Annotated in this window: 17 protein-coding genes and 1 pseudogene; all 18 read right to left on the bottom strand. The window is 34.4% G+C overall.

Annotated features, from left to right (window positions below):
• Window positions 1-274 precede the first annotated feature (274 nt).
• Window positions 275-1,546, bottom strand: a complete 1,272-nt coding sequence (locus HMPREF9243_RS04160) for an RNA-directed DNA polymerase (protein ID WP_049776747.1) — start codon at window positions 1,544-1,546, stop codon at window positions 275-277.
• A gap of 173 nt (window positions 1,547-1,719) precedes the next feature.
• A complete protein-coding gene (locus tag HMPREF9243_RS04155) occupies window positions 1,720-2,886 on the bottom strand; it encodes a nucleotide sugar dehydrogenase (protein ID WP_013669205.1) in 1,167 nt (388 codons plus the stop codon).
• 130 nt (window positions 2,887-3,016) lie between these two features.
• Window positions 3,017-4,432: a lipopolysaccharide biosynthesis protein gene (locus HMPREF9243_RS04150; protein WP_013669730.1), complete on the bottom strand. Its 1,416-nt coding sequence runs from the start codon at window positions 4,430-4,432 to the stop codon at window positions 3,017-3,019.
• Window positions 4,433-4,713: 281 nt separating this feature from the next.
• Entirely contained in the window at window positions 4,714-5,436 is a 723-nt protein-coding gene (locus HMPREF9243_RS04145; protein WP_013668532.1) for a glycosyltransferase, read from the bottom strand.
• Between the two features lie 18 nt (window positions 5,437-5,454).
• Window positions 5,455-6,503, bottom strand: a pseudogene (wecB, locus tag HMPREF9243_RS04140) (non-hydrolyzing UDP-N-acetylglucosamine 2-epimerase).
• Window positions 6,504-6,564: 61 nt separating this feature from the next.
• The gene (locus HMPREF9243_RS04135) at window positions 6,565-7,179 is read right to left on the bottom strand and encodes a hypothetical protein (protein ID WP_041705983.1); all 615 of its coding nucleotides are present in this window, start codon (window positions 7,177-7,179) and stop codon (window positions 6,565-6,567) included.
• Between the two features lie 11 nt (window positions 7,180-7,190).
• The gene (locus HMPREF9243_RS04130; RefSeq protein ID WP_196793338.1) at window positions 7,191-7,571 is read right to left on the bottom strand and encodes a glycosyltransferase family A protein; all 381 of its coding nucleotides are present in this window, start codon (window positions 7,569-7,571) and stop codon (window positions 7,191-7,193) included.
• A gap of 22 nt (window positions 7,572-7,593) precedes the next feature.
• Entirely contained in the window at window positions 7,594-7,875 is a 282-nt protein-coding gene (locus HMPREF9243_RS10250; protein ID WP_231286967.1) for a glycosyltransferase, read from the bottom strand.
• Window positions 7,842-8,591 (bottom strand): glycosyltransferase family 4 protein, encoded by a 750-nt coding sequence (locus tag HMPREF9243_RS04120; protein WP_041705980.1) that lies wholly within the window; start codon window positions 8,589-8,591, stop codon window positions 7,842-7,844. Before HMPREF9243_RS04120 ends, HMPREF9243_RS10250 begins: the two co-directional genes overlap by 34 nt.
• 2 nt (window positions 8,592-8,593) lie before the next feature.
• Entirely contained in the window at window positions 8,594-9,646 is a 1,053-nt protein-coding gene (locus tag HMPREF9243_RS04115; RefSeq protein ID WP_041705977.1) for a hypothetical protein, read from the bottom strand.
• A gap of 159 nt (window positions 9,647-9,805) precedes the next feature.
• Window positions 9,806-10,555: a glycosyltransferase gene (locus HMPREF9243_RS04110; RefSeq protein ID WP_049776744.1), complete on the bottom strand. Its 750-nt coding sequence runs from the start codon at window positions 10,553-10,555 to the stop codon at window positions 9,806-9,808.
• Window positions 10,540-10,953, bottom strand: coding sequence for a hypothetical protein (locus HMPREF9243_RS10605; RefSeq protein WP_049776743.1), 414 nt, complete (start codon window positions 10,951-10,953; stop codon window positions 10,540-10,542). The genes HMPREF9243_RS04110 and HMPREF9243_RS10605 overlap by 16 nt, the downstream gene beginning before the upstream one ends.
• Before the next feature lie 57 nt (window positions 10,954-11,010).
• The gene (locus HMPREF9243_RS04105) at window positions 11,011-12,111 is read right to left on the bottom strand and encodes a glycosyltransferase family 4 protein (RefSeq protein ID WP_013669731.1); all 1,101 of its coding nucleotides are present in this window, start codon (window positions 12,109-12,111) and stop codon (window positions 11,011-11,013) included.
• The gene (locus HMPREF9243_RS04100; protein ID WP_013668818.1) at window positions 12,111-12,959 is read right to left on the bottom strand and encodes an NAD-dependent epimerase/dehydratase family protein; all 849 of its coding nucleotides are present in this window, start codon (window positions 12,957-12,959) and stop codon (window positions 12,111-12,113) included. The genes HMPREF9243_RS04105 and HMPREF9243_RS04100 overlap by 1 nt, the downstream gene beginning before the upstream one ends.
• Entirely contained in the window at window positions 12,956-13,585 is a 630-nt protein-coding gene (locus HMPREF9243_RS04095) for a sugar transferase (RefSeq protein ID WP_013668954.1), read from the bottom strand. Before HMPREF9243_RS04095 ends, HMPREF9243_RS04100 begins: the two co-directional genes overlap by 4 nt.
• A 17-nt stretch (window positions 13,586-13,602) precedes the next feature.
• On the bottom strand, window positions 13,603-15,420 hold the full coding sequence (locus tag HMPREF9243_RS04090) for a nucleoside-diphosphate sugar epimerase/dehydratase (protein ID WP_013669913.1): 1,818 nt from the start codon (window positions 15,418-15,420) through the stop codon (window positions 13,603-13,605).
• A gap of 44 nt (window positions 15,421-15,464) precedes the next feature.
• Entirely contained in the window at window positions 15,465-16,235 is a 771-nt protein-coding gene (locus HMPREF9243_RS04085; RefSeq protein WP_013668571.1) for a tyrosine-protein phosphatase, read from the bottom strand.
• Window positions 16,236-16,262: 27 nt separating this feature from the next.
• Window positions 16,263-16,880 carry a CpsD/CapB family tyrosine-protein kinase gene (locus tag HMPREF9243_RS04080; RefSeq protein WP_081456687.1) on the bottom strand — a complete coding sequence of 206 codons (618 nt, stop codon included), beginning with the start codon at window positions 16,878-16,880 and terminating at the stop codon, window positions 16,263-16,265.
• Between the last annotated feature and the right edge of the window lie 3 nt (window positions 16,881-16,883).

Below are 16,883 nucleotides of genomic sequence, written 5' to 3'. Positions count from 1 at the left end.
TCAAAACAGATTTATTCATAAAAAGGATCTACATCTGATAAAGGAATAATTAGTTCTAATTTATCAATTTCCTTTTTATCAATAATTTTATTTAAATATTTTTTTGAATCTTCTTTCCCTTTAATCCAATTTGAATTCCAGATAGTTATTTTAGGGTCATTTACCTTTTGACATAAAATAGAATCATAATTAAGTGGAATTCCGTATGGAATTGCTAATCTTTGAAGCCATATTTCTGCATACTCAGAGTTAGATGATTTTTTTATTTTACGATCTATTGCTCTAATAATTTTTCAATCTTTTTGTTATCAGTGTTAATTAGTGAAAAAATTTTACTTAAAATTGTAATTCCAATTTCAATAACTCTAGGATTATTTATGAAAAGGTCTACGGTAATTGCAATAATTTGTTCATAGTCAACTGGTAATTTTTCAAGAGAATTAATTTTATTTTTATAAAGATTAGTCATCGCTTTTGATAAGCTTCCAGAATTTGGATATGTTTTTGATAAATTAAGAATTTCTAGAAGTTCTTTTTGTATACTGATTTTTGTTGCTTTATTTGAAAATAATGCAGCAGTTTTATTCCAATTAAGTTTATCTGATTTTATTGAATCAAGTATCAAATTATCAGAAAAAGACGTTTTCCTTTCAGATAATTTAAAATTCCATGGCATTAAGACTTGAGTTAAAATCTTTAAAATCTGTTCTGCATCTTGTCTACTATTAACAAATACTTTATAGTCATCTCGGTACCTTAAAATACGATATCGATTAACCGACTTTGTATCTATAAAATATTTATTAATTTCTCTTTCCAATTCTATATCGATTGCTGCTAAAACAACTTCAGCTATAACATCCATCAATACACTGCCCTGAGGGATACCATTGGTTTGGCCAAACTGCATATTGCTTAATTTTATATCAATTTGTCTTCCCAAGCCTTTCTTTTCTCCTTTTATTTTCCTATTTTCTTTGGCATTATCCTTGCCATCAATAGCCCATTCTATAGAATGAGTATATATTGAGGAATAACAATCAGTAATATCAGTATTAAGCATTGACTCATATTCTAATGATAAAGCAATTTGAGTTTGTTCCATATTTCTCCACCAATTTAAAATAGTCTCTTTTGATTGTTGCTTATTTTTTATAGCTTTTAAGGGAATTGACATACATTTTATATTTTCTACTTCAGAATTTATTAGGATTTTGAGGATTAGACTCCAATTATCTTTTTTACATATTAGATTCACTAAATCAACATAAGCTAATGGATGTATTAATGTTAAAGGTCTCCAACTGTATTTCCCATTTTTATTAGCAAATAGAGTATAATTGACATCAGGTAGATCATCTATTTTTATTTTGCTTCCTTCAAATTCTTTCAATTTACTTTTTCTTAATTTATTTTCAGCTTTTGAAATAACTTCATCAAAAGTAAAATATGGCGGTAAGTGAATCGTACTATAGCTCGTGCTTTCCAAGAAAAATTTTTTAGCTTGTTCCGAATCCATATCTAAAATACTTATATATTGATCCATAAGACCTCTCACCTCATTTAATATTAAATCTAGCATACATAACAGGTAATTTCATCGAAAATACTGTCCGTTTGCAAACGTCAGTTCCCCCTACCCTACAAAAAAACTCCCACTTCCTCAGCAAGAGTTCTTCTTCACCATATTTCCTTCAACCAAACCTCCACAAAGCCCACCTAATTCTCATGATAAATATCCCGAGTATAGACCTTATCATTCACATCCGCTAAGTCTTCATCCCAGCGATTAGCGATTATCACATCGGCGTCAGCTTTAAATTGATTCAGGTCGCGGTAGACTTCACAATTATAGAAAGTATCTTCCTCAGCAACAGGCTCGTAGATAATCACCGGGACGCCTTCTGCCATGATGCGCTTCATGACCCCTTGAATAGCGGATTGGCGGAAATTATCCGAATCTTCCTTCATAGTTAAGCGGTAAATACCCACCACTTGCGGATTACGTTTAAGGACTTGCTTAGCAATATGATCCTTACGCGTCCGATTGGCTTGGACTATAGCGCTAATGATATTTTGCGGCACATCTTCATAGTTAGCTAACAGCTGCTTGGTGTCCTTGGGTAAGCAGTAGCCCCCATAGCCAAAGGAAGGATTGTTATAGTGAGAACCAATTCGTGGATCTAAACCGATCCCATCGATAATTTCAGCTGCATTAAGCCCTTTAATCTCCGCATAAGAATCCAACTCATTGAAGAAAGACACCCGCATGGCCAAGTAAGTATTGGCAAATAATTTAATGGCTTCAGCCTCGGTAGAATGGGTTAATAGAACCGGAATATCATCCTCCAAGGCCCCTTCTACTAATAAATCCGCAAAGCATTGCCCGGCTTCCCCGTGAGAGCCCACAACGATCCGACTAGGATGTAAATTATCGTACAAAGCGCGCCCTTCACGCAAGAATTCCGGTGAAAAAATAATCCGATCGGTTTTATATTTCTTACGAATGGATTCCGTATAACCCACCGGGATGGTCGATTTAATCACAATGGTTGCCTTGGAGCCACTGGCTAGAATATCCTCAATCACTGATTCAACCGCAGAAGTATCGAAATGGTTGGTCTCATCATCATAGTTTGTTGGCGTGGAAATAATGGAAAAATCCGCTTGGCGATATGCTTCTTGATGTTCAGTTGTCGCTTTTAGATTTAGGTCCGCATTGGCTAAATAATCAATAATTTCCTTATCTTCAATCGGTGACTTACCTTCATTAATTAAATCCACCTTGTCTTGAACAATATCAATAGCCGTAACTTGATGATGCTGTGCCAACAAAATCGCATTGGATAAACCAACATATCCTGTACCAGTGACTGTAATTTTCATAGTGATCCTTTCTAATATTACGCTATAAAATATTTATAATCTTATCGTTTAAATAATTTCAATACTCTTATATGACTAATATTGAACTAACTAGGTCAAAAAAGTCTTTACAAGTTCTTGCCTGTGTAACTTATCCTCTTATCATTGCCCACAAGTCTTTTAATTGATTAGTAATTATCAAGCCTATAAGCATGGTTAGGAGGAATACTATACCTTTAATACATAAGTTAATAAATGGATTAAAAGTTAAAGTCGGTAATAAAATAAAAGCAACCAAGGTTACTAAGCCAACAAGAAATGGTTTAATTAGTACTGCAAAGAATTCGCCCATCGTGCTGTTAAAAGCTCTACATAGCATTAAATAATTCGTTTGTATAAAATTCAAGCTAAAGCTAATGACCACCATTGTTGCTACCCAATAAATTGATCCTTGATATACTCCAATAATAATAGCAATGATGTTTAACGTCGTTGATAATATACCGGAAAGTAATAAAAGGTCAGTTCGATTAGCGGATTGAAAAAATGCACCAGTTGTAGACTGTAACATCTGAATCCAAACAGAGATACTCAAAATTTGAAAAGCTAATATACTCTCTCCCCATTGGTCACCATAGAGAAAATAAATAATATCTCCTGCAGAAAAGAATAAAAAGATAGTTAGAGGAATAGCAAAATTAGATAATACTTTGGATATATTCAGATAGCCATTTTTTATTTGAGTGAGATCGTTCTGAAAATCTGAAAAAATAGGTTGAATAGCAGATGTTATAACCCCTGTAAAAATCGTGTTAGGATATAAAGTTAGTTGATAAGATTTATCATAATAACCTAACTGATCAGCTGGCATATATCGCCCTATTAAAATACTATCCAAATTTCTTGAAAAGTAATTAATGATATTAAAAAGCATTTGATTCTTGGCAAATGGAAATATTTTTTTAAGAGGATCCAATGAAAATTTGAATGAAAATTTCACTTTGGTACTGAATAAGTAAATTACTAACTGAATAAGTGCTCTAGCAATATTACCAAAAATAATAGAATAAAAAGAAAAGCCCAAAAAAGCAAAGATTACAGAAAAAATACCGTTAAATAAACTTCCCATTACTTGGGTAAAATTAACCCGTTTAAATCGTTTTTCCTTTAACAATAAATTTTGCGGCACCATACATAGGCTATTAAAGAGTAAGGCAATTGCCATAACTGGAACCGCTTGAACAAGCTCAGGTTTATTATAAAATTGACTAATGGGTTGAGCAAGAACAGCAAAAATGATAGCTAAAGATAAAGAAAAATAAATCGAAAACGAATAGATTTGGTTCGTTTCATAATGGTCAATATCTTTTCTCTGAATAATTGCTGGCCCAATACCGAAATCTGCCAAAAGTTGAAAAAAAACCAAGAACACATTAACAATTGCTACAATACCAAATTCAGCTGGAGTGATTAGTCTTGCTAGAATTACTTGGAGAAGTAATTGTATAACAACATTCGAATACTTACCGACAGCATTGTATATGATTCCCTCTTTTAACTTATTCAATACTTAAATCCACCTTAATATATTCTAAAAACTATATTTCACCTTCGCCAAATAATCGAATAATAATTTTGTAAAGTAATTATAATGTCTTAACCAACTTTTAAAAGTATAGTAGTTATTATACTTTGCGATTTTATCAGCATTATCTAAGTCCTTAGTAGCTACAGATTTACTTGTAGGATCTAATTGCTGATAAATATTATGAAGAGAATCATATAAGACGATTGTTCTTAGTTTTAAACCTTCATTTTGCTTAAATCTTGAATCTTTCAGTAAGTCATTCAATCGCAAAAAGACAGTATAATACCCCTTAAAATTTTTAATTGTTTTTTAGTCGTCATAATAGAATTTTGTCTAATTCGACGCTTATACCCCTTTTGATTGGTATGAAAAACTTGAGAGGCATAGAGTAATATTTCTACAGTAAAAGCTTCATCTTCATGTAGAATCCCCTCAATAAAACTTATATCATTATTTCTTAATAGATTTGAATCAATTATATTTAGCGAAACAGGACTTAAAAACTCTCTAGATCTGCATAGTTCATTTAAAAACTCTTTCCCATCCTTATAGTACCCATATGATTTTTCTCTACCATAATCACTCAGTTTTTCCAAATCACTTGAGCAATCAATAAAACTTACTGCATCAAAAGAATAAATTTCTAAATCTTGATTCATCATTTTTTCAATTGCTTTTGATAAAAAGTTAGAAGTTAGAACATCATCACTATCCATAAAATAGATATATTTTCCTTGACTAAGTGACAACCCTCTATTGCGAGTTGCACTAAGCCCCTTATTAGTCTGACTATAAACTTTAATAACTGGATTATTTTTTTGATATTCTTCTAAGACAGCTAAGCTATTATCTGTTGAACCATCATTGATACAAATAATCTCATAACCCTTAAGACCTTGATCAAGTAAACTATCCAAACACTCTTTTAAATAAATTTCTGTATTATATACCGGAACAATAATAGATAAAACTTTTTCCGTCATTTATACACCTCAAATAATTTACAATTTTTCTTCAATAATTTTTACTATTCTTTGAGATGCTTTACCATCTCCGTATGGATTCTTGGCATTTTTCATTTTTTGATAATATACTTTATCATTAATTAAACGATCAAAATAATAGAATATACTATCTTCTTTAACCCCCACCAATTTAAGAGTTCCTGCCTCAATCCCCTCAGGCCGCTCTGTAGTATCTCTCATAACTAATACTGGAACATCAAGGCTAGGGGCTTCTTCTTGAATACCACCACTATCAGTTAGTATCAAATAAGAATTGGCCATAAAATTATGAAAATCAAAAACGTCTAAAGGATCAATTAATTTAATTCTTTCATGATCAGAAAAATATTTATTAGCTAATTCTCTTACTCGGGGGTTAAAATGAATAGGGAAAATAATTTTTACATCTGAATTCTGATCTAATACTCGATAAATAGCTCTAAACATATGCTCCATAGGCTCGCCTTGATTTTCTCGCCTATGAGCTGTTAGCAATACTAATTTACTGTCTTCAGCCCAATCTAAGTATTGATTAGTGTAATCTTCAGTTACTGTTGTTTTAAGAGCATCAATAACAGTATTACCCGTAATATAAATTGAATCAGAATCGAAATTTTCCTTCAAAAGGTTTCGTTTTGCTCGTTCTGTTGGAACAAAATTAAATTTAGATACTAAACTAACTGCCCTTCTATTAAATTCCTCTGGGAAAGGTGAAGAAATATCCCCTGTGCGCAGTCCTGCTTCGACATGACCGACTGGAATCTGTAGATAAAAACAAGCTAGGGCTGTAACAAATGTTGTAGACGTATCTCCATGAATAAGCACCAAATCAGGTTTTTCTTCTTGTAAGACACTCCTGATTCTTTGTAAAATATTAACTGTAATATCAAATAAATTTTGATTCTTTTTCATAATCTTCAAGTTGTAATCTGGACTAACATTAAATTTTTCAAGAACTTGCGTTAACATCTCATTATGCTGTCCAGTAACACATACAACTGTTTTAAGTTTCTTTGATTTTTTAGCTCTTTTACTAGGGGGCACATCTTGATTGCTTCGGGCCTAGTCCCAAATACAGTTAATATTTTTTCATTGGTGATTTACCTCCTATATTTCCAGAAATGTTTTATAGTAGAGCCTAGATAGAGAGAGAGCAATTTTAATTCTTGACCTTATTATCAAATTATATATAACTCGCTCAAATCGACCATTAAAGAAATTCAAATCTAACTTTTTAAGATTTCTATATTCATAACGAGAACTCAGCATATCCGAAATATTTTTCGCTTTTTCCTTGATAGTCCAAGAACAAGTTGATGTCGATAAATTCAAAATTTGAGTAAATAAAGCATACCAATACTCTCTTAATATCAATTTATCTTTATTAGGAATATTTTGTATTTCTACAAACTTTTTAAAAGCATCTGCAATATTTAATTCATACTTATGCTTATATTTATTGAATGTCTTAATTGCTGATCCTTCTCGAGTTGCATCATAATTATATATAATACTATTACTTATAAATATGTTATTAATATATTTATAAGCATTAAAATTAAATAATGCATCTTGCCCTACACGCTGGTCTGAAAAAGATATATTATTTCTTATCAAGAAATCTCGAGCATATACTTTATTCCAAAGTGATTTAATGCTTATGCTTTCAATATATTTAAAAGATGCTGCAATTTCATGATTCTCTAATAAAACATTATTCATATATTGATGGGCTATTGTAACATTTTTGCCAGCCTTATTTTTAGTGATTTCGTTATAACCACAAAATATAATATCAAGCGTTTTTTATAATTATCAATGATAGCGTTGATTTCGGTCAAAGAATTATCTGCGGTGAAATCATCAGGATCAATAAATACAATATAATCTCCCTTTGCATTTTCTAAGGCTTTTTCCCTAGCTACACCAGATCCCTGGTTCTTCTGATTAATTAGTTTGATTCTATTATCTCTATTAGCAAACTCTTCGCAAATTTCTCTTGAATTGTCTTTAGACCCGTCATTAACAATTATTAACTCCCAATCTTGAAAATCTTGGTTCAGAATGCTATTGATTGAGCGCTTTAAATAATTTTCAACATTATAGACTGGCATTATTATTGTGAATCTCATTTTATCATCTCTTTAAAATATCATATAAATCATAGGCTACATTTTCAGGAGAAATCTTTTCTTGATTTAACCCATTATATAATCTTCTATTATTACTATTCACTAAAATATTTTTAATCTTTTCTGTAATTTCCTCAATATTTTGATTATCATTTATAACATCTGAATTTTGCAGATTTTCTAGCACGTCTCTTGCACCAACATTCTTAGAAATTAATAAATTATTTCCATTAAATAGCGCTTCAAGTACTGCTAGGCCGAATGTTTCAAAATATGAATTTTGGATGTAGATATTAGTTTTTGAAAAAGTTTAATTGTATCTTCATGCGAATGCTTTCCAAGATATTTGACGCTATTTTCTTCTTTCAATAATTCTGTATCTGGTCCATTAGAGCCCAGTACATATAAGGATAAATTATAGCCTTCGGCATTCAATTTTGACACAGCTTTTGCAATCGTTAAATTATTTTTTATCCGTCTACCTCCGCCGGTAGTGCATATAGCCGTCCTATCTCTATTATTATTTTTTTCTTTCTTCCAATGACTAGTATCAATGGGATTATTTATATAAAAAATCTTATCACTTAGTCGTGGTAATTCTTTTTTTATATACTCAGCACATGTCTCAGACACACAAATAATTCCATCAACTACTTGATACTTTCTTAATTCATTTTTTTTAATTGCTTTAATTTTTTGGGGAAAGAACGCCTTCAATTGATTGTTCATACGCTGGATAGCCATGAAGTAGATAGTAAATTTTTTATTGAAAATTTTTGCAAGCATAATAATTAAAATATTCACCTTAGTAATTCCAGAAAAGCAAATTTTTTCAGTGTTATACACTAATTTAAATATTTCAATAATTCGCTTGATAGGATGAGTTTCTTTAGAAAAAAGAAATTGATTTTTTATCTTTGACTCAATGATTCCGTTTTTTATATTCTTATTTGCATTAGCTACACCATCGTTAGAATGAAAATCACCTATAAATGCAATCAATTTTAAGCCTCCTTCCACCTATTCGAATAGTATGTGAAAGATATTGAAATAATTATAGCGAGCATCATTACAGCTGATCCATTGATTATTTCCCCCTTATAATTAGCCAGTATCAAAAATATAGTAATAGAGACAAGCAAAAATCTGTTTGAGACTCTTCTGAAAAGATTAATAAATAATGTAGAATATAAGATAATTACATATATCAATCCACCTTTAAACAGGTCATTAACGTAACCAATATCTGAATTAAACCCTAAAAAATATCTAGCCTTTTCGCCAAAGGCCCTATGACCAGTACCAAATATCATTGAAAGCCCTTGAGGAAACTTCAGAAAATCTTGTGTTAACGACTGTGTATACTCACTTCGATCACCATGAAGGATATAACTAAAGACATCATCTATGGATGTCGTTAACCATTGAAATTTATCACTATCTTGGAAAAATCTTGGCACTAAAATAAGGAGAGATAAGATGAGGAAGGTCATTAATAGTGCATTTAACGATATCCGATTAAATAACTTTTTTAATACAAATATAAGAAGGACCACTACATAAATAATAAAGCCTGTTCTATTATTCAACAGAGAACTCCACGCTAAGAATAGAGAATAGAATAAATACTTCATGTTCATATTTTTATCAACAATATATAGCGATAATATTCCCATAAAACTTTGAATGAATGGTAGGGCAACCGTATATCCACTTCCAATCCCATAAATTCGATGGTTGGTAATACCTAATAAATTGAGGCTGGGATTTTCTCCTTCAATATATAACATGTTAGCAAATTCTTTGAATCCAGGTATTAAAACCATTAGTGATGAAATGACCGCCTGGGTTAATCCTATAAATATTATATATTCTAAGAATTTATTGTTTTGATATACTTTTTCATACCATATAAATAAAGAAATATAATTTATTAAGTTGTAGCACATTACGATATTTGAAACATAATCAAATATGTAAAAACCATTAAGATAATTTACAATACTAATATAAGCTGCCAAAGCGATAAAACTTATAAAGAGATGTTCTACTTTCATCTTTTTAACAAAACTCAGTAATTTTCGATTCAATAATATTATATTCGTTATACTTAAAAGAAAAAGCACAATTGATGGTGAAAATAAAGAGCTAATAAAACTAAAATTTGGGGTGTAAAGGATATAAAAGGCATAGAAAAATAGAATAATTTTTTTATATTAATCACTTTGCTCACCCTCTATAATATTCGAATATAATTTTAATAATCTTTCTTCCATCACATTCCAGCTAAAATGTTTATTGTATATTTCTTGAATTTCCTTTGGTATAAATTGCCTAGGCACAGCTCCATTTGAGAAACCTAAGACTATATTTTCAACTGCTTCATATGAATATTCCGCCGTTTTCCCTACTGAAAATTGATTAATGATACTATCGAAACCTGTTCCTTCAAACATCAATATTGGTTTCCCTAACATAAGAGCTTCATAAAATTTATTAGGAGCTGAATATATATGATTAGGAATAGTAGGCTCATAAAGAGCAAATAATAAATCGCATTGCTTTTCTAAGGATAATGTATCACTATAAGCCAATTTTCCATAAAAATAAATATTTTCATATTTCTTTGATAAAGCAGTAAGATCAGCTTCTAGTTTGCCAAATCCACCAATATGTAGTTCAACATTTCGGTGCTTTGAAATAATATTTGCGATTTCTTTTAAAAACCTTCCATCTTGTAAAACACCTACATAGCATAATGAATAACGATCATTACTGCCTTTCTTTAGAAAACTTTCATTCAAATTTAAACGACTATCTGGCGTATTGTGAATCACTTCTAAATATTTAGGCTTAGTCCCTCTAATTTGTTCTTTTCTTTTTTCAGTGCAAATTATAACAGCATCTGCATTATTAATAATGTGATGATCTATTTTTGCTATTAATGATTTCAATTTATTAGGCACATTAAATGCGTCCACATAATAATCGAAAATATCATAAACAAACTTTTTAGAGAAACGTTTAGCACAAATATAGCCAACGAACGCTGTATCAAAATCGCACGCATGAATGGCATCATACTTATCTTTGTTCTTTGATAGCCAGTTAAGCATACATTTCTGAAATTTTGAAAGAGGTAAAATATTTTTTTAAACCCTGCTCCAAATTCTGATTTAATACCAAATCTGTAAATTGGAGCATTAAATTGGTTAAATTTTAAAGTATCTGCACTATCAATCTCAGATTCTCTATCCCAAGCCAAAATAGAAACCTCATGGCCTCCTTTTAATAGGCTAGCTACTTCTTTCTCAACCCTTGAATCTGGATTCACAGCATTACTTCTTAAAAAAACAATCCTCATTATTTCCTCCTTTCTACTCTCGTTATTAACTATATATTCGTTTCATTTCTTGATTGATTATGTTTTTATCAAACTTTTCAATTTTTTTAAGTTATATTTTCCAAACGATAGTCGTTTGTCTTTATCATCACTCAATGACTTTATTCCTTTTACATATTCTTCTACTGTATTATTACACAAATATCCGCCCAAATTATGGTCTATTAAATCTGAATTTCCCCTTATATCAGAGGCAATACAAGGAAGTCCGGTCCCCATTGCTTCCATTAATGAAACAGGTAACCCCTCTTGTAAAGAAGGAAAGGCAAAAATGTCTGTTAGCTGAAGTATTTTATCAACATCAGAACGATAACCTAAGAGCGATACTTGTTCTTCTAGGTGTTCTCTTTTTATTAGTTGGGTAAGTTCTTCTCTTAATTCACCTTGACCAATGATTAGATATTTTATGTCTTTATTTTTTAGCTTCGATAGCGCTTGAATTATAACTGAATGATTTTTACGAACTGATAATTGACCGACACTTGCTAACACAATCGAATCAACTTTTATTTGTAATTCCTTAGCTAGCTCTGAATCTCTATTGCCAAAACCTTTTTGTTTAAATTTTGAGGTATCTATTCCAATGCCATTAATTTTTAAAACTTCACTTTTAACTTTAAACTTCTCCGCACATTCATAATCTTCCTGATTAATCGTAATCAAGGTATCTGTATACCAGGCCATACAACGTTCAACCGGATAGAAGATGAGCCAATTCTTTAGTGGCGCACCCTTAAAGAAGTGAAAACCATGAGCGGTATAAATCATACGCGCTGGGCTTTTACGAAAAGCATAGCGACAAATCACCGATCCAATAGGTGAGTGACAATGAACTAAATCGTAATCCCTATCAGCTAACTGTTTTGTTAATTGATAGGATTTTTTTATCTCTTTAAGACGTGATATTTTACGAGGAATTGGTATTTGAAAACACTCTATTCCACTATCTTCAAGTTCTTTTTTAAATTCTTTAACACGTTCATCAGAGGTTATACTTCCTTCTTCAAAATTACAGGCTACATCCACTTGATAGCCTAGTTCTTGAAGAATTTTGATGTTATTCATATTAAATAAATCAATCATTGAAGCTACCGAAGCGTACATTAGTGCCTTTTTCATCAATAACCTTCTTCCGTTATTTCAATTGTTCTTCTAAAACATTTAACAACGTTATTTAAGTTGTCTGATAGATCTTTATCGTAATATAAATCTCCAAATACCTTATTAATAACTTTAATTGGTAAAGCAATACGAACAAAAGGTGTTAAGCCTTTAACCAAAGCAAGTTGATGATTATGAACATCAGCAATCTCTTTTACCATTTGACTAGTAGCTACATATTCCTCATTTTGTGGATAGAAATTGCCTATCAATTCTTCATCAATAATTTGAGTTAATGCTGCTGATAAATTATCGATAAACAGCATACTTCTTTTATTTGCATAATTAGGAAAGATTGGTGTTTTTTGAGCAAGTTTTGATAATTTAGGAAAATTCCCCTTCGATCCTGGTCCATAAACCATGGGAGGACGGACAATGGCAACTTTAAACTGGTCGTCAGCTAATTCTCCTAAGCCTGCTTCTGCTTGTAATTTACTATCCCCATAGAAATTATCGGGATTGGTTGGCGTGTCTTTTGTAATTTTACTTACCTTAGAACCAAAAACGATAATGGAACTCATAAAGATAAATTGTCCGACACCTTCTGCTTTTGCCTTCTTTGCAGCTTCTATAGTTAGGTCTCGGTTGACTTCATAATATAAGTCTTCCAACTTAGGATCCGAAGAATTATGAGCAATGCCAGCTACATGCAATATAACATCATAATTTGACCAGTCACTTTGCCGCCAAGTACCGTCTCTGAGGCTCTCTTTAACTACTTTATAGTCTTCTGGCCACTGTGCCAACCACTGGGAAAATTGGTTACCGATATAAGAATGTTTTCCTGTAATTAGGATTTTCTTCATTTATCTTCTTCCTCCAACTCTTGCTTGGCCTTTTCAATAGCTCCAGTTCCGCCTTCAACAACTCCTTCATGACGAATGACACTAACAATAGTCCCAAAGAAACATTTTATATCCATCATTGGCCCCATATTCTCCACATATTGTCCATCAAGGCGAGCCTTTACATCAATAGGAAGTTCATCACGACCATTGATTTGCGCCCAACCGCTTAATCCCGGGAGAATATCGTTAGCTCCGTATTTATCCCGTTCATCCGCCAGGTCATCTTGGTTCCAGAGAGCGGGACGAGGACCAATAAAAGCCATCTCGCCTTTTAAGATATTAATTAATTGGGGGAGTTCATCCAAACTCGTTTTTCTTAAGAAGGCTCCCGGCTTAGTGATAAAGGCTGCAGGATCTTTTAATAAATGCGTCGGCATATCGGCTGGTGTTTCAGACAGCATGGAGCGAAACTTGTAAATATAAAAAAAATCTCTATTTTTACCAATGCGCTTTTGTTTAAAGAAAACTGGGCCTTTGGAGTCCAGTTTTATCCAGAGTGCTATCAATAAAAATAGAGGAGAAAGTATGATTAGGGCAATAAGCGCTAGTATAAAATCAATAAGTCTTTTTACTTTTATATACATTACTTTCTCCTTTATATTTACTCCACTTCCACATTCCGATGAACAAAGGTGGTTAACTTCTCACTTAACTTATCATCATGACCACTGAGGTCTAAACCTTCCACAAAGCTTCTAATTTCCTTCAAGCTCTTATTATGAACCTTACCCACGAAAATCTTGTCGTCTACTTGGCGGTCAGTGGTTTCATCATCCAGGAGCAGGGTTTCATAGAGTTTCTCCCCTGGACGCATGCCCACGTATTTGATCTCAATTTCATCTTCACTGTAACCACTAAGGGTGATCATTTTACGAGCTAGATCCTTGATGTAGACTTCCTTACCCATGTTGAGGATGAATAGTTCCCCACCTTCAGCTAAAGAGCTGGCTTGAATAACTAGTCGACTAGCTTCAGGAATAGTCATGAAGTAGCGCCGCATGTCCGGATGGGTGACGGTCACTGGCCCTCCAGCCGCAATTTGTTTCTTGAAGAGCGGGATCACGGAGCCCCGGCTACCTAAGACATTCCCGAAACGTACGGCAGAGAAGGTACATTGACTGTTTTCATTGAGGCCGGTCACAATCATTTCGGCAATCCGTTTGGTTGCCCCCATGACATTGGGCGGATTATTGGCCTTATCAGTGGAAATCATGACAAAGCGTTCCACTCCATTTTCTTCCGCAGCCCGGGCCACATTATAGGTTCCGTAGATATTATTCTTAACCGCTTCAGTCGGATTATATTCCATCAAGGGCACATGCTTATGGGCTGCGGCGTGGTAGATAATATTAGGTTGGTAAAATTTGACTAAGTCGTTAATGTGGTCACGGTCTTGAATATCGGCAATAATGGGAACAATTTGAACCCCACTTTGGTTGAGCTGGTTAAGTTCCCGATCAATAAGATAGATGGAATTCTCTCCGTGTCCCAGTAAGAGTAACTTAGCAGGTCCAAATTTCAAGAGTTGTCGGCAGATTTCTGAACCGATTGATCCCCCTGCTCCAGTGACTAGGATGGTTTTTCCACCAATAGTATCGATAGCTGCTTGGTCATCGAGTTCAACTTCTTCCCGACCGAGGAGGTCATTGATTTCAATGTCCCGCATTGCCACTTGTAAGTCACCGGCCATAACTCGTTCCACTTCTGGCATTTGCTTGACTGAAATATCCTTTTCGTTAGCTAGGCGAATGACTTCTTCCACCTTTTCTGAAGGGAGGGATGGTGCGGTAATGGTAATTTGGTCCACCCGTTTGGCATCAATGATTTGAGGGATTTGGTCGATTGGTCCAAGAACAGGATACCCCCGTAAGTAAACGCCCTGTTTATTAGGATCGTCATCCACCAAACCCACAATAGTAAAGCGATCGCCAGCCTTAGCAAAACTTTCGATGAATAAGTTGCCGGCATCCCCAGCCCCAACTAATAATAAGCGAGGCGCATTATTATCGCTCTTAGATCTGACATGGTTCTTTTCATCGACATAAGTCCGCCATAACATCCGTGCCAATAGCATAAAGGCCGTCGAAAAGAATAATAAGAGGAAACTGTAGCGGTTGCTTACTCGGCTGAAGACCATGGTGCCACAGATAAAGGCGATGACACCGGCAATGACATTTCCTAGGACCAACTGTCTAGCATCCGAGAAGTTAAAGAAACGAATAATACCAGAAAAGCTATGCTGCTTAAAAGAAACTAATAAATAGACCAGTAGGTAGATGCTGGCAATGGTTACGTATTGGAATAAATTGTTATGGACGTAGAACTTGATCAAGTATACCGACAAGCTCGCACTTAGTAAGACACTCAGGGCATCACTTAAGATGATCGTTGCCTGCTTCCTTCTGCGGGTTAATTTCATTCACTAAAACCTTCCATCTTTATTAATCCTTTACATGTTGACGTTTACGAAAACAAACCCAAAAACTTCTTCTTCCCAACTGATTTCACCTCACCGATAGCAATGGGATCGCCATTAACCAAGTCTCGCGCCCGCTGGTCAAAGGCCTGGCGGACTTCCTTACCGAAGTGCTTTTCCACTTGGTCATAGGCCGGAGCCAAATCAAAGGGCCTGCGTTTAGGATGGTGGGCATCGGAAGCCACCACATGGATGAGATTGGCTTCAATCAGGTCCAAGGACAGTCGCTTGACTTGACGACCGAGTTTACCGTTCAAGCTAGCCGCTGTGACTTGGCCTAGAGCTCCCTTTTCTACCAAGCCTTTTAAGATCTCGGGATCCTTTTGAATAGCCTTGTTGCGTTCCGGATGGGCAATGACTGGGCGAATGCCCTGGATAGCTAATTCATAGAAGACTCGATCGGTATACTGGGGTACTCCGCCTGTGGGAAATTCAATCAATACATACTTGCCAAATTCATCAAAGAAACAAATCTCGCCCTTTTTAATGTTTTCTAGGATTTCTCCATGGAGACGAAGTTCTTGACCGGGAAAGAGTGTGATATCTATTCCTTCCTGGTCTAAGACCGCTTGAAATTCTTGGACAGCTTGAACCACCTTGGGCCGAGGATTCATCCAGGACCGGTTCATATGGTGGGGCGTGCAGACAATATGAGTCACACCCTGGTCTTGGGCCTGCCTAGCTAGGGCTAGGGAATCTTCGATTTGCTTGGGGCCATCATCCAGACCCATTAAGATATGACAGTGTAAATCAATCACAGAGCTTTACTCCTTCTCGATTTATTCTTACTCGTAGTAGTAATAGTAGTCTTCAGTTCTTTCGGTCCGGTTCATAATGACTCCAAGCACATTGGTGTTGACCTTGTCTAGTAGGGCCTGGCTTTCCTTAACTTCATCCTTAGTACATTGGCCGTACGGCACCACAACCACCGTCCCGTCAACCCGGGCGGATACCACTTGGGCATCGGTAGCGGCCAGGACTGGTGGGCAGTCCAAGACAATGATGTCAAAGACATTGCGCAATTGATCCATCAATTCCTGCATCCGTTTGGAAGCTAAGAGCTCTGAAGGATTAGGTGGAATAGCGCCACAGGTTAAGTAGAATAAGTTCGGTACATAGGATTTCTTAATCACTTGGTGGATTTCCAGCCGACTATCGGTTAGAAGGTTAGTTAGGCCCCGATCGTTAGGCACGCCAAAAGTCTTATGAACGGTGGGTTTACGCATATCGGCATCCAATAAGAGCACCCGCTTATCATCACTAGCAAAGGCAGCTGCGATATTAGCCGATAAGAAGGACTTTCCCGAAGCGGGTCCCGGTGAAGTCACATTAAATGTTTTTAATTCCTTGTCCAACATAGAGAACTGGATATTGGTCCGGATGGTCCGGAATTGTTCTGCCATAGC

It is taken from the genome of Aerococcus sp. Group 1, assembly GCF_000193205.1.
Lineage (GTDB): Bacteria > Bacillota > Bacilli > Lactobacillales > Aerococcaceae > Aerococcus > Aerococcus urinae_A.
This window is presented reverse-complemented; position numbering and strand designations above follow the sequence as displayed.

Bases quoted from the DNA above. Each gene is read 5' to 3' on its own strand.
- HMPREF9243_RS04160 (WP_049776747.1), bottom strand. From the start codon at position 1,546: ATGGATCAATATATAAGTATTTTAGATATGGATTCGGAACAAGCTAAA.
- HMPREF9243_RS04155 (WP_013669205.1), bottom strand. From the start codon at position 2,886: ATGAAAATTACAGTCACTGGTACAGGATATGTTGGTTTATCCAATGCG.
- HMPREF9243_RS04145 (WP_013668532.1), bottom strand. From the start codon at position 5,436: ATGACGGAAAAAGTTTTATCTATTATTGTTCCGGTATATAATACAGAA.
- HMPREF9243_RS04135 (WP_041705983.1), bottom strand. From the start codon at position 7,179: ATGAATAATGTTTTATTAGAGAATCATGAAATTGCAGCATCTTTTAAA.
- HMPREF9243_RS04130 (WP_196793338.1), bottom strand. From the start codon at position 7,571: ATGCCAGTCTATAATGTTGAAAATTATTTAAAGCGCTCAATCAATAGC.
- HMPREF9243_RS04115 (WP_041705977.1), bottom strand. From the start codon at position 9,646: ATGAAAGTAGAACATCTCTTTATAAGTTTTATCGCTTTGGCAGCTTAT.
- HMPREF9243_RS10605 (WP_049776743.1), bottom strand. From the start codon at position 10,953: ATGAGGATTGTTTTTTTAAGAAGTAATGCTGTGAATCCAGATTCAAGG.
- HMPREF9243_RS04105 (WP_013669731.1), bottom strand. From the start codon at position 12,111: ATGAAAAAGGCACTAATGTACGCTTCGGTAGCTTCAATGATTGATTTA.
- HMPREF9243_RS04100 (WP_013668818.1), bottom strand. From the start codon at position 12,959: ATGAAGAAAATCCTAATTACAGGAAAACATTCTTATATCGGTAACCAA.
- HMPREF9243_RS04095 (WP_013668954.1), bottom strand. From the start codon at position 13,585: ATGTATATAAAAGTAAAAAGACTTATTGATTTTATACTAGCGCTTATT.
- HMPREF9243_RS04090 (WP_013669913.1), bottom strand. From the start codon at position 15,420: ATGAAATTAACCCGCAGAAGGAAGCAGGCAACGATCATCTTAAGTGAT.
- HMPREF9243_RS04080 (WP_081456687.1), bottom strand. From the start codon at position 16,880: ATGGCAGAACAATTCCGGACCATCCGGACCAATATCCAGTTCTCTATG.